This is a genomic window from Chryseobacterium taichungense (genome assembly GCF_900109935.1).
Classification (GTDB): Bacteria; Bacteroidota; Bacteroidia; order Flavobacteriales; family Weeksellaceae; genus Chryseobacterium; species Chryseobacterium taichungense.
Genome location: NZ_FOBV01000006.1, coordinates 155,790 through 169,175, shown reverse-complemented (window position 1 = coordinate 169,175; position 13,386 = coordinate 155,790). Strand labels below are relative to the sequence as shown.

The following is a 13,386-nucleotide window of genomic DNA, read 5'->3' as shown; positions in this document are numbered from 1 at the left end:
TAATGAAAACTTCACAATAAATTTAAAATTTATCTGCTTTTTAATCAACGGATTATAATTTTATTTAACTTTAATAAAATATCTTTTTTATGAAAGCTGTAAAATTTATTCTGTCCCTTCTTTTCGGATTAATGTTTATTAATGCCGGATTAAACAAATTTCTAAACTACATGCCTATGGAAAAACCCACACCGGAGCAAATGAAAATCTTCAGTGCTTTTGGTGAAATAGGCTGGCTGATGCCCCTTGTAGGAGCTGTGGAAATCATTGGCGGACTGCTGTTCATTTTTCCAAAAACAAGAGCGCTGGGAGCTATTGTCATTTTGCCTGTAATGGTTGGCATTGTTGCCCACGTATTTACACTGGATCAATCAGAAATGGGAATGGCAATTGCCGGCGTAATGTTTCTGATTAATCTATGGATGATCATCGACAACAGAGAAAAATACAAACATCTTGTAAGCTGATTAATAAGTGAATGGTCAATGGTCAATTTTACTTTGCAAGTGATTTTTTTTAAATTAACAAGCATAGCGAATTGACCATTGACCATTGACATTAAACAAATGCACTGAAGCCTGTAATCGATCTTCCTACGATCAAGGAGTTTATTTCTTTCGTTCCTTCATAAGAATAGATGGCTTCGGCATCTGCTACGAACCTTGCTACATCATATTCCAGCAAGATTCCGTTTCCGCCCATAACCTCGCGGGCTCTTGAAACAATATCGCGGGTTCTCATGGTACAGAAAACTTTTGCAAGAGAAGCATGTTCATCTTTTAAAATTCCTTCATCCTGCATTTCGGAAAGCCTGAAAACCATTGTCTGCATCGCCGTAAGATTAGAAAGCATTTCCACCAAATGTCCTTGAATCATCTGGAAAGAAGCGATTGGTTTTCCAAACTGTTCTCTTTTTCTGGTGTAATCTAAAGCACTTTCATACGCTCCCCTGGCACAACCCGTAGCCATCCAGGCCACTCCTGCCCTGGTCATCTGGAGAACTTTTGCTGTATCTTTAAATGAATTAGCATTTTGCAAACGGTTTTCTTCTGTAATAAGGCAATCTTTGAGTGTAATCAATCCGTTCTGTACGATTCTCAATGCCATTTTTCCTTTTATTTTTTCAACAGCATATCCTGGATTATCTTTTTCAACAATGAAACCTTTCACTTCGCCGTCATCAAGATCTCTTGCCCAGATGATAATGATATCAGCAAATGTTGCATTTCCTATCCATTTTTTTTGTCCGTTTAAAACCCATCCCTCGGGAGTTTTTTTGCAGGTTACCGTTAAACCGCCTGCCGCTCCGGATCCAACTTCAGGCTCCGTTAATCCAAACGCTCCGATTTTTTCAAATTTCTGCATCTGAGGAAGCCATTTTTGCTTTTGTTCTTCGGAGCCGCAGATATAAATTGAACCCATTGACAAGCCAGACTGTACCCCAAAGAAAGTAGCAATAGAAGCATCTACTCTAGCCATTTCCATGGCTAGCACTCCTTCCATTAAAAAAGGTAATCCGGGACAGCCGTATCCTTCATAAGTGACGCCACAAATGTTTAATTTCTGGAATTTAGGGATCAATTCATGTGGAAATTCGTCCCGCAGCCAATAATGATTCACCAAAGGTTTCACTTCTTTTTCCATAAAATCTCTTACTTTAAGCTGAATTTCCCTTTGCTCCGGACTTAAAGTATGGTAGATATCGTAAAAATCTCCGTCGATCGGCGGAAGATCTTTCTTTTTCTTGTTGGGATCCAGCATTTTCATCATGCCTTTCAATTGCTTATCATCCAGTTTAGAAAAGTTCTCCATTAATTTCGGAAGATTTACTTTTTGGGAAATAGCACTCAGCTGATCAAAGTCAATGGATCTGAATAAATCTATAGCGTTTCTGATTTTGGAAAAAGTATTAGACATATTATTTGAAATTTAATTTGTAAAACATCAGCAAAAATCAATCCGAATATGGTATCCATGCAGACAGAACAATTTACAAATTACTGATTGTAAGACATTTAATCCATTATATATTATTTACAAAACTTTTACGTGTGATTTTCAAATATTACAAATGATTCAGCCTGAACTTTGGATTAAGCAAAACATTAAAAATAAATCTATGAAAACAACGTACATCAGACTATCATTAGCAAGCGCCCTTTTACTGGGAATTTATTCATGTAAAAAAGGAGAAGCTACGGCAGATTATAACGCCGGTGCAGAAGCAGATTCTGCGACAACAATTATTTCAGACAGTATCTCATCTGCAGCAACGATGAGCGTAAAAGACAAACAGTTCATTAAAACCGCTAATGTGAATATGGAAGTAAAAGATGTTTATGACGCTACTATTTCCATTGAAAAATCTGTTCAGGAACTTGGAGGATTTGTAACACACAGTGATCTGAAAAGCAATGTTATTTCGGAAGATACCTATAACACATCAGATCAGGAAGCAATGCTGATTAAAAAATACCAATCAGAGAATACGATGCAGGTAAGAGTTCCGACTGCTAAGCTTGGTGAATTACTGACCTTAATAAATAACAAGAAACTATTTCTTAATTCAAGATCCATCAATGCAGAAGATGTGACTTCAGGTATAAAATATGCTGAACTGGAAGGAAAAAGAATCAAAAAAACCGAAGAAAATATTCACAAACTGAAGACTAATAAAGATAAAGTGAATATGAGTAATGAAAATATGGCAGAAGCCAATCAGCAGCAATTGGCAAACATGGACGTAACCGATAATTTAAAATATAGTACTGTCGATATTTACATTAAAGAACCTAAATTAAGAGTTGCTACAATCGCTATTACCAATACCGAAAGCATTGATGATCAATATAAGTTTGACTTTGGATATGGTGTAAAATCGGCATTCGTGGAAGGATTTTATTTAATTCAGAGAATTGTAGTAGGATTGATTACTATTTGGCCAATTATATTAATCGGAGCTGTAATCATTTATGTTGTGAGAAAAAGAAAACCTTCCAAAAAGCAACAGCCGACCAGTGAAATATAAGCTACCCTAACCTTCGGTTATCAACATATATTCAACTTAAAAACCTCTGGAAAAGTCCGGAGGTTTTATGCTTAAAATTTCCTCTTTAAAATTTCAGGTTTTGTTTTATGAAGATGAAGAATCAATTCACCGAAAAGAGTATTAGCCCAAGCGAACCATGATCTTGTAAAATCTTTAGGATTGTCGACATCAAAAGACTCATGAATAAATCCCGTTCCTGCTTGAGTGGTCTTAAGCATTTTCAGACATGAAATAATTTCCTCATTGTCATCAGTTGTTAAAGCCTGCATAATTAGTCCGAGCGGCCAGATTTTATGTTCTCCAATATGAGGTCCGCCGATTCCTTTGGCAAACTTCCCTTCACTGAACCACGGATTTGCTTTACTTAAAGAAAATTTTCTTGTATTCTGATAGACTACGTCATCTTTTGAGGCGTACCCTAAATACGGAATCGACAATAAGTTCGGGACATTTGCATCATCCATAAATAAAGCATTTCCGAAACCATCGATTTCCAGAGCATAAATTTTTCCGGCTTCAGGATGATTTAAAACAGCATATTTCTGAATCGCTTCATCCACTTCTTTCGCTAAACCTTTAAATTGATCCGAAGATATTTCATCTTTTAAAACTGTTGAAAAAATCTCAGCTGTCTGCCTTAAAGAGACCACAGCAAACATATTGGAAGAAATCAAAAACGGATAAAAAGTAGCATCATCCGAAGGCCTGAACATCGAATGAATTAGTCCGACTTTTTTCGTAGGATTCCCGAATCCGCCTGCAAACTGTGTGTCCAAAGGGTTTCCGTTAGACCTTTGGAAATGATATGGTCCTTTTGAATCTTTTCGCTGCTGCTCCGTAAAAGTCTGCAAAATCAAAAACATTGCTTTTTTCCAATCTGCATCAAAAACAAAAGAATCCCCAGTTATTTTCCAATAATTATAAGACAACCGCATCACATAACATAAAGAATCAATCTCCCATTTTCGCTCATGAATTCCGGGTTTCATTTGTGTAGAATCATCTTCCCATTCACTTATTTTATGAGAATCATCAAAAAAAGCATTGGCATAAGGATCAAGAAGAACACATTCAACCTGTTTATTGATCACCCCTTTAAGCAGATTTTTAAGCTTTTCATCTTCATTTGCCAGATTTAAATATGGATAAACCTGCGCCGAAGAATCTCTGAGCCACATCGCATCGATATCTCCCGTGATAACGTACGTGTAAGGTTTATTATTTTTGTGATAAAATTTTACCGTTGTATCTAAAGTATTAGGGAAACAATTTTCGAACATCCAGGCCAGTTCCCGGTCAGCAATTGATTTTTTGATATCTTTAATCGTTCTTTCAATGGCTTCTGAGATAAATTTTCTCTGAGAAATTGCAGGCCTTTTTGAGACGTAATCTTCTGAATAAATAAATTTTGAAGATGCCGGCAGTGCAAAAAAGCCAAGCCCTAATGATGATTTCTTGATAAAATTACGTCTGTTGATCATTGTGCCTATCATATTTAATTTTAAAAATAATAATTTTAGAATTAACACCAAATCGCGGACTGATTTTTAATCATCCATTAACATCATTGGATTAAAATTGCGTAAATTTGCAATCAGTAATTTTGTATGGGGATTTGGCATTCAACCATCCTAATTCCCAAGTCACAATCTAATTTCTAAATATATGCTATCAAAAATAAATCCTACCCAAACCAACAGCTGGAAAGCGCTTGATGATCAATTTGCTAACAATGATTTTGATTTAAGAAGTCTTTTTAAAGACAATCCGAATCGTTTTAATGAATTTTCCATCAAAAGAACCAACTTTTTGTTTGATTATTCTAAAAACCTGATTGATTCTAAAGTGAAAAGCCTTTTGCTGAATCTTGCTGAAGAATGTGAACTGAAAGATGCAATTTCCAAAATGTTTTCGGGTGACAAAATCAATGAAACGGAAGGAAGAGCGGTTCTACATACAGCTTTGAGAGATTTCTCCGATAAAGAAATTGTAGTGGACGGACAAAATATCAAACCTCAGATCAAAAAAGTTCTGGATCATATGAAATCTTTTTCCGAAAGCATTATTTCAGGAGATCACAAAGGTTTTAGCGGAAAAGAAATTACGGATGTTGTAAATATTGGAATCGGTGGTTCAGATTTGGGCCCTGTGATGGTAGTTTCGGCTTTAAAACATTTTAAAACCAGGCTCAATATTCATTTTGTTTCTAACGTAGATGGTAATCATATTGCAGAAGTTGTAAAAAATTTAAATCCTGAAACCACTTTATTCATCATTGCTTCTAAAACATTCACGACTCAGGAGACGATGACGAATGCTCATTCTGCAAGAGACTGGTTCTTAAAAGCAGGAAAACAAGAAGATGTAGCAAAGCATTTCGTAGCTTTATCCACTAACGTTCAAGCTGTTAAAGACTTCGGAATTGCAGAAGAGAACATCTTCGAATTCTGGGACTGGGTTGGCGGAAGATACTCATTGTGGAGTGCAATTGGCTTAAGTATTGTTCTAGCAGTGGGTTATGAAAACTTCGAACAGTTGCTTAGAGGAGCATATGATACAGACCAGCATTTTCAGACAGCAGATTTTGCTGAAAATATTCCTGTTTTAATGGGATTGATCGGTATTTGGTACCGTAATTTTTATGCCGCTACAACAGTCGCAATCCTTCCATATTCTCAATATTTAGACAGATTCCCTGCATATTTCCAACAGGGAGATATGGAAAGTAATGGAAAATGTGTTGACAGAAACGGTGAATTTGTAGAATATGAAACCGGGCCAATTATCTGGGGAGAGCCGGGAACAAACGGCCAACACGCATTCTATCAGTTAATTCACCAGGGAACAGAATTGATTCCGGCAGATTTTATTGCTTATGCTACAAGTCTGAATAAAGTTTCGGACCACCAGGATAAATTATTAGCGAACTTCTTCGCTCAGACTGAAGCACTTGCCTTTGGAAAAACAGAAGAAGAAGTTAAAGCAGAATTAAAGGCTTCAGGAAAATCTGACGAGGAAATTGAATTTTTATTAAACTATAAGGTCTTCCAGGGAAATACGCCAACCAACTCTATATTATTCAAGGAATTAACTCCTTTTTCGCTAGGACAGCTGATTGCTTTGTACGAGCATAAAATATTTGTTCAGGGTGTGATCTGGAATATTTTCAGTTTCGATCAGTTCGGCGTGGAATTAGGAAAAGTTTTAGCCAATAAAATACTTCCGGAACTTGAAAACAATGAGACGGTTAGCTCACATGATTCTTCAACCAACGGACTGATTAATTATTATAAAGCAAACAAATAAATTATTGCTGATTTTCATTAATTTTGATAAAAAATAAAACACATGAGTACCATTACCATACATCTTAAAAATAAAGAAGAGGAAACTTTAATGGAAAATCTTTTGAAAAAAATGAAGATCAGCTTTGAAAAAAACGAAGATGATTTTGAACTGACGGATGAAATGAAAAGGGTGATTGATGAAAGAAAAGCCAAAAATCACAAAAAGTTTACTCCGGCAAGAGACTTTTTAAAAAAATTGAAAAACAATCATGGCATTTGAAATTTTCCAATATCCCGAGGCAGATGAGGATATTTTGGAAGCTGTAAATTATTATAAAGAAATTTCAAACACCATTGCATCCAACTTTGAAAAACAAATTTCAAAAGCATATGATCAATTAGAAAGAAATCCTTTTTTTCAAATTCGATATGATGATGTGAGAGCACTTCCTCTTAAAAAGTTTCCTTACATCATTTTATTTCATATTGACGAAATTAAAAAATTCGTTTATGTAATTTCCGTTTTCTGCACTCATCAGAATCCGGAAAAATATCCATAAAATCTAATAAAAAGTAATAAATAAAAATGGCAGAAATTCTTGATGGATTAAAAATATCCAAAGAAATAAAACAGGAAATTAAGGCTGAAGTTGAAAAAATTGTTGCCGGAAAAAGAAGAGCTCCGCATTTGGTAGCCATTCTTGTAGGAAACAATGGGGCAAGCAAAGCCTATGTCAATTCAAAAGTAAAAGACTGCGAAGAAGTAGGCTTTCAATCAAGCTTAGTTAAATTTCCAAGTACAGTTTCTGAATCCGAATTATTGGAAAAAATTGATGAATTAAATAAATCCAAAGCGGTGGACGGATTCATCGTTCAGTTGCCTCTACCGGATCAGATCGATCAGGAAAAAATTATTAATGCTATTGATCCAAGAAAAGATGTTGATGGTTTCCATCCGGAAAACTTCGGAAGAATGGCGCTGGAAATGGATACTTTCCTGCCAGCTACACCGTTCGGGATTTTAACATTATTGGAAAGATATAATATTGAAACAAAAGGTAAAGACTGTGTCATCATCGGAAGAAGTAAAATCGTAGGAAGACCGATGAGTATCCTGATGGGAAGAAAAGATTTCCCGGGAAATTCTACAGTGACATTGACACATTCATACACAAAAGATATTGAAGAATATACTAAAAAAGCAGATATCGTTATCACAGCTTTAGGAGATCCTCATTTCTTAAAAGGAGATATGATCAAAGAAGGAGCAGTGATTGTTGACGTAGGCATTACAAGAGTAGACGATGATTCTCCGAAAGGGTATTATCTTGCAGGTGATGTAGATTTTGACAGCTGTGCAGCAAAAGCTAGCTGGATCACGCCTGTTCCCGGAGGTGTCGGGCCTATGACAAGAGCAATGTTGATGAAAAATACGATCATTGCGTATAAGACTTCAGTCTATAACGACTAATTTTAAAATGAATTTAGTAGAAGATATATTATTAAAAGAAGGTAAAATGCTCCCTGTAATGGAGCATTTTTACACTCTTCAGGGAGAGGGAGCGCACACCGGAAAAGCAGCCTATTTCATCAGATTAGGAGGTTGTGATGTCGGATGCCATTGGTGTGATGTAAAAGAAAGCTGGGATCCGAATTTACACCCATTAATGAATGCGGAAGAAATAGCAGAAACCGCTGCAAGACACTGTAAAACAATAGTCTTAACAGGTGGAGAACCTTTAATGTGGAATCTTGATATCTTAACATCAAAATTAAAAGAGTTGGGATGCACTGTTCATATTGAAACTTCCGGAGCCTACCCGATGAGCGGACAAATCGACTGGATTACGCTTTCTCCTAAAAAAACAGGATTACCAAAAGAAGAAATCTACCAAAAAGCACACGAGCTTAAAGTGATCATTTTCAATAACAATGACTTTAAATTTGCCCAGGAACAGGCTTCAAAAGTTTCGAAAAATTGTACACTCTATCTTCAGAGCGAATGGAGCAAACGTGACGAGATGTACCCAAAAATTACAGATTTTATTTTAGAACATCCGAAATGGAGAGCATCAGTCCAGACACATAAATATCTCAATATCCCATAAATTTATGTAAATTAGCTTTTCGTATCCGTTAATTCAGATAGATGCAGAGAATACGATATTCCAGATACCTGAAATCAATCATTATTTTGCTTGACCTTTTGGTTATTGCATCTATTTTTATATTCTTTTTTGTAACAAGAAATCAAAATTTGACATACAACAAGGAAACCTGGTATCAGAATTCCTTTTCTTTGATATTGCTGTTTTTGTTCTGGATGCTTCTGAGTAGCAGAACAAGAATTTACAATATTCCGAGAAATCTTACGTATACCTTGTTTCTGGAAAGAATTCTTATTCATTTCCTGTTGTTCATCCTTGGAGTGCTATTAATTGGAAAAGTAAGTTATAACGTCTTTTTTAATTCAGATATTTACTGGCTTTCATTTTATCTTTTCTTTTTTATTTTTTTAGTAAGGTCAATGATCTTCTTCGGAATAAAATATGCCCGAAGTCTTGGTATCAATCACAGGAATATCATGTTCCTTCATGAAAACAGTTCTACAGATGTTTTAAAAAATATATTAACAGAGAGAAAAGATTACGGGTATAAGATTTTCGAATACAAAAAAGATGAAATAAAAATTGACGAACTGATAGAATTCTGGAAAAAAAACGGTATTCATACCTTATTTATCCCGCTGGAGAATACTTATACACCAAGTACAGAAAAAGAAATTTTCAGACTCGCAGAAGCTAATAAAGTACACATCTCACTGATTCCCAGTATAACGCAGAGTGATTTCTTTTTGTATGACATGGGATATATTCAGACCCAGCCAGTTCTTAATCAGGTAAAATATCCACTTGAGTTCTATTCTAATTTTTTATTAAAAAGAGGTTTTGATATCGTATTTTCTGTAATAATAATACTTGGAATCTGTTCCTGGCTATTTCCTATTATCGCCATTGTGATTAAAATGACATCAAAAGGTCCCGTTTTTTTTATACAGGAAAGATATGGTTTTCACGAAGAAGTTTTTAAATGTATTAAATTCAGGACAATGGTGGTGAATGACCAGTCTGCCACAAAAACAACAGCAGAAAATGATATAAGAATTACCCCATTCGGTAAATTTCTGAGAAAAACCAGCCTTGACGAGATGCCACAGTTTATTAATGTTCTGAAAGGGGATATGTCAATTGTAGGACCCCGTCCTCATATGCTTGCAGTAGATAATTATTACAAACCGAAGATCGGAAGATACAGCCTCAGGAGCGTGGTAACACCCGGAATTACAGGCCTTGCTCAGGTAAATGGCTTACGCGGTGATGCCGGAAATGTAGAAGTGGAAATGAACAAAAGAGTTTTGGCAGATGCTTTCTACGTGAGAAACTGGAGTTTTATGCTCGATCTGGTTATTGTTTTAAAGACCATTCTCTTGGTTATTGGCGGAGATAAAAATGCAAAATAAAAATTTTGGTCTATATTATGATATACTAAAAAGAATATTGAACAGAGCCTGTATCTGATCTCAATCTTTAATTAATTAAAAAAAAAAAGTCTAATTTAGCAGAATGTTAAAAAAGTTTTTTACAGCAGTCGGAGAATACATCATCCTTCTTGGTAAATCTATGCAGAAGCCGCAGAAAATGAATGTTTTCTGGAAGCTCCTCATGAGAGAGATAAATGATCTGGGCGTTAATTCTTTTGGCCTTGTGATCTTTACTTCTATATTCGTAGGAGCTGTTGTGGCCATTCAGATGTTCAATAATTTTGATGCTTCTTCGTTTCCCATTCCTCCTTCATTTGTAGGATACGCTACAAAAGCCGTTTTGGTTTTGGAATTTTCCCCAACCATTATCAGCCTTATCCTTGCCGGTAAAGTAGGATCTTACATTGCTTCAAGTATAGGAACAATGAGGGTTTCAGAGCAAATTGACGCTCTTGATATTATGGGAGTAAACTCTCCTAACTTTTTAATTTTACCAAAAATTGTCGCCTGTGTCATATTTAACCCCTTATTAATTGCAATAAGTATTGTATTTGGTATCGGCGGAGGTTATATCGCGGGTATTTTAACCGGAAACTGGACAACCAATGATTATATTGTCGGAATTCAGACGTATATGCCGAATCTGTTTATTTACTATGCATTTACAAAAACAATTGTTTTTGCTTTCATTATAGCAACAGTACCTTCTTATTACGGATATAATGTAAAAGGGGGTTCACTGGAAGTAGGTAGAGCCAGTACGCAGGCAGTGGTGTGGACGATGGTATTCATTATCCTTTCAGAATTACTATTAACCCAATTAATATTAAGCTAATGATTGAGGTAAAAGATCTTAAGAAAAGTTTTGATGAAGTTGAAGTATTAAAAGGAATTTCAACAACTTTTGATAAAGGAAAAGTAAATCTGATTATTGGGCAAAGTGGTTCCGGAAAAACCGTATTCCTAAAAAGCCTATTGAATGTTTATCAACCTACTTCAGGAGAGATTCTTTTTGATGGCAAAGACATCAATGTCATGTCAAGGGATGAAAAGCAACATCTTCGTTCCGAGATCGGAACAGTTTTTCAGGGAAGTGCATTGTTTGATTCTTTAACGGTTGAAGAAAACATTATGTTCCCACTGGATATGTTTACCAATTTAACATTCAGGGAAAAGAAAAGACGTGTTTTTGAAGTAATTGGAAGGGTACATCTTGATAAAGCCAATAAGAAATTTCCCTCCGAGATTTCCGGGGGAATGCAGAAACGGGTAGCGATTGCCAGAGCAATTGTCAACAATCCTAAATACCTTTTCTGTGATGAGCCAAATTCCGGGCTGGATCCTTACACATCCAATGTCATCGACGATCTGCTGCTGGAAATTACAAAAGAGTATAATACAACGACCATCATCAATACACACGACATGAATTCTGTAATGACAATTGGTGAGAAAATTGTATACCTCAGATTAGGAATCAAAGAATGGGAAGGTAACAAAGACATTCTGATTACAGCAGGCAATAAAAATCTTATTGATTTCGTTTATTCATCAGAATTATTTAAAGAACTGAGAGAATATTTGCTTGAGAATAACAAAACCATTGATAATACAATTACAAAAATAGAAGATAATGAAAAAGATTCTTAGTATAGCGTTAATAGGTTTTTCTATATTCGCTTCCGCACAGATCTCTCTGGCAGGTAAAGCAAATATAATATTTCCTACAGGATCACCTTCATGACAGAATATTAAAGGAACAGTAAACCAAGCAATTGAAGGAGAAGGAAAGAACAATGCCGGCTTCAACGTAGGTTTGTCTTTAAAAGTAGGATTACCTACTTCATTTTATCTAATGCCGGAATTGTATTATACCAATTTTAAGAATGAGTTTACTGCAGACAACACCACTTTTGATGTAAAAAGCAGCAGAATTGATCTACCTGTTCTTTTAGGGTATAATATTTTAGGAAATACGTTGGGCGTTTTCGTAGGTCCGGTGGCAAGTTACAACTTAGCAAAAGAAGACACATTCAACGATTTTAAAGAAAATGCAAGAGATAATTTTACCGTAGGATACCAGTTTGGTGCTCAGGTAGAAATCTCAAAACTGATCCTGAATGCAAGATATGAAGGAGCCTTCAGTAAAGATTCGAGAAACTTTATCAACAGAGTATCAGGAGAAGAGATCCGATATGATAACAGGCCAAATCTTTTTATGATAGGCGTCGGGTATAAGTTTTAAAATTAAATTTAAAATAATAATATAAATCCTCAGTTCTTCAGACCTGAGGATTTTCATTTCTAAGATTGAGCTCGGCTTCACGTCTGGCGATATCTGCCGCTCTTTTCTCCAGTTCTTCTTTTTCCTGCTGAAGCTTTTGAAATTCTTTTCTTTTCTGTTCAGCTTTTATAGCGCTTCCTTTGCTAACATACCCCACCATTCCGCCGATGATTAAACCAATGCCTATACCTCCTAAAATTCCCATGATATGAGGCATTCCCAAATCATTAATTGTAAAATTATTAGCCGTTAGATAAAACAGAAGTATAGATAACGCTAAAAGAATAAGTCCTATTATTGTTAAATTTTTCATAGTGTTGTGCTTAAGATTAATAAAACTAAATGGCCTTACCAAATTTAATAAAAATTCAATAAGGCCTTACAAGATTAAATTTCTTTAGTGATTATATTTTTCCACCTGCAGCCTTATAATATTCTAAAGCTTTAGGTAAATCTTTATTAATGTCTGAAATTCTCGTTTCAGGATTCGGGTGGGTAGATAAAAATTCAGGCTGTCTCGCTCCTTTAGACGCTGCTTCCATTCTTCCCCAGAAAGGAATTGCTTCTCTAGGATCATATCCTGCCATCCCCATCAGGTAAAGCCCCATTTGGTCAGCTTCAGATTCCTGATTTCTTCCATATTTCAACAACGCGACCTGAGAACCGATAGGATATACTGCTTCAAATACGTTTGCCCATTGAGCATTAGAAATAGTTCCTCCTAAGATTGCTCCGCCATATTGTGCTACCATGGCCTGAGAAATTCTTTCATTACCATGACCTGCTAAAGCATGAGACACCTCGTGCCCCAACACAACGGCTAGTCCGTTTTCATTTTTTGTAATTGGTAAAATCCCTGTATAAACGGCTACTTTTCCACCTGGCATACACCATGCATTGAGCTCATTGCTTTGAATAAGGTTAAATTCCCAGTTGTAGTTGGCAAGGTCCGCAGAACGACCAATAGACTGATAATATCTTTCAGCTGCAGATTTTATTCTCGATCCTACATTTACCACCTTTTTTGCATCTGCCGTTCCTGTGATTACTTTTGATTTATTTAACGTTGATTTGTATTCCTGAGCAGACATTGTCAGGATTTCCGAGTTATTTGCCAGCTGTAAAGAAGACCTTCCCGTGATCGGGTTGGTAGTACAAGCTGCAACGGTAAGAGCCATCGCTCCTATTCCTAATAAATGTGTAAATTTCATAGTTCGAGTGTTAT

The 13,386-nt window shown here is 35.7% G+C and carries 15 protein-coding genes; 11 read left to right on the top strand and 4 right to left on the bottom strand.

Annotated elements, in window-relative coordinates:
- Positions 1-89 precede the first annotated feature (89 nt).
- On the top strand, positions 90-467 hold the full coding sequence (locus tag BMW64_RS14115; protein ID WP_090000600.1) for a DoxX family protein: 378 nt from the start codon (positions 90-92) through the stop codon (positions 465-467).
- Between the two features lie 91 nt (positions 468-558).
- Here BMW64_RS14115 and BMW64_RS14110 read toward each other — a convergent pair whose 3' ends face one another.
- The gene (locus BMW64_RS14110) at positions 559-1,917 is read right to left on the bottom strand and encodes an acyl-CoA dehydrogenase family protein (RefSeq protein WP_090000599.1); all 1,359 of its coding nucleotides are present in this window, start codon (positions 1,915-1,917) and stop codon (positions 559-561) included.
- A 202-nt stretch (positions 1,918-2,119) separates the two neighbouring features.
- Here BMW64_RS14110 and BMW64_RS14105 point away from each other — a divergent pair, with 202 nt between their 5' ends.
- Positions 2,120-3,028 (top strand): DUF4349 domain-containing protein, encoded by a 909-nt coding sequence (locus tag BMW64_RS14105; RefSeq protein ID WP_090000723.1) that lies wholly within the window; start codon positions 2,120-2,122, stop codon positions 3,026-3,028.
- Between the two features lie 71 nt (positions 3,029-3,099).
- Here the strand turns inward: BMW64_RS14105 and BMW64_RS14100 are convergent, their stop codons facing one another.
- A complete protein-coding gene (locus tag BMW64_RS14100; RefSeq protein ID WP_090000598.1) occupies positions 3,100-4,530 on the bottom strand; it encodes a glycoside hydrolase family 125 protein in 1,431 nt (476 codons plus the stop codon).
- 184 nt (positions 4,531-4,714) lie between these two features.
- Here BMW64_RS14100 and pgi point away from each other — a divergent pair, with 184 nt between their 5' ends.
- From pgi to BMW64_RS14055, 9 genes are all read left to right on the top strand, one after another.
- Positions 4,715-6,355, top strand: coding sequence for a glucose-6-phosphate isomerase (pgi, locus tag BMW64_RS14095; RefSeq protein WP_090000597.1), 1,641 nt, complete (start codon positions 4,715-4,717; stop codon positions 6,353-6,355).
- A 42-nt stretch (positions 6,356-6,397) separates the two neighbouring features.
- A complete protein-coding gene (locus BMW64_RS14090; protein WP_090000596.1) occupies positions 6,398-6,616 on the top strand; it encodes a hypothetical protein in 219 nt (72 codons plus the stop codon).
- Positions 6,606-6,896 carry a type II toxin-antitoxin system RelE/ParE family toxin gene (locus tag BMW64_RS14085; protein WP_090000595.1) on the top strand — a complete coding sequence of 97 codons (291 nt, stop codon included), beginning with the start codon at positions 6,606-6,608 and terminating at the stop codon, positions 6,894-6,896. The genes BMW64_RS14090 and BMW64_RS14085 overlap by 11 nt, the downstream gene beginning before the upstream one ends.
- Before the next feature lie 26 nt (positions 6,897-6,922).
- Positions 6,923-7,807: a bifunctional 5,10-methylenetetrahydrofolate dehydrogenase/5,10-methenyltetrahydrofolate cyclohydrolase gene (locus BMW64_RS14080; RefSeq protein WP_042722558.1), complete on the top strand. Its 885-nt coding sequence runs from the start codon at positions 6,923-6,925 to the stop codon at positions 7,805-7,807.
- Between the two features lie 7 nt (positions 7,808-7,814).
- Entirely contained in the window at positions 7,815-8,444 is a 630-nt protein-coding gene (locus BMW64_RS14075; protein ID WP_090000594.1) for a 7-carboxy-7-deazaguanine synthase QueE, read from the top strand.
- A 41-nt stretch (positions 8,445-8,485) separates the two neighbouring features.
- Positions 8,486-9,856, top strand: a complete 1,371-nt coding sequence (locus BMW64_RS14070) for an exopolysaccharide biosynthesis polyprenyl glycosylphosphotransferase (protein ID WP_090000593.1) — start codon at positions 8,486-8,488, stop codon at positions 9,854-9,856.
- Positions 9,857-9,959: 103 nt separating this feature from the next.
- Positions 9,960-10,712 (top strand): MlaE family ABC transporter permease, encoded by a 753-nt coding sequence (locus tag BMW64_RS14065; protein WP_090000592.1) that lies wholly within the window; start codon positions 9,960-9,962, stop codon positions 10,710-10,712.
- Complete coding sequence (locus tag BMW64_RS14060; RefSeq protein WP_090000591.1) at positions 10,712-11,527, top strand: ABC transporter ATP-binding protein; 816 nt, start codon at positions 10,712-10,714, stop codon at positions 11,525-11,527. The genes BMW64_RS14065 and BMW64_RS14060 overlap by 1 nt, the downstream gene beginning before the upstream one ends.
- 100 nt (positions 11,528-11,627) lie before the next feature.
- Positions 11,628-12,122, top strand: a complete 495-nt coding sequence (locus BMW64_RS14055; RefSeq protein WP_228400930.1) for an outer membrane beta-barrel protein — start codon at positions 11,628-11,630, stop codon at positions 12,120-12,122.
- Between the two features lie 37 nt (positions 12,123-12,159).
- On the opposite strand, the gene BMW64_RS14050 is transcribed toward BMW64_RS14055, so the two are convergent.
- Both BMW64_RS14050 and BMW64_RS14045 read right to left on the bottom strand, forming a co-directional pair.
- Positions 12,160-12,474, bottom strand: a complete 315-nt coding sequence (locus tag BMW64_RS14050; RefSeq protein ID WP_090000590.1) for a hypothetical protein — start codon at positions 12,472-12,474, stop codon at positions 12,160-12,162.
- A 91-nt stretch (positions 12,475-12,565) separates the two neighbouring features.
- Positions 12,566-13,372, bottom strand: coding sequence for a M48 family metallopeptidase (locus BMW64_RS14045; protein WP_090000589.1), 807 nt, complete (start codon positions 13,370-13,372; stop codon positions 12,566-12,568).
- Positions 13,373-13,386: the final 14 nt, after the last annotated feature.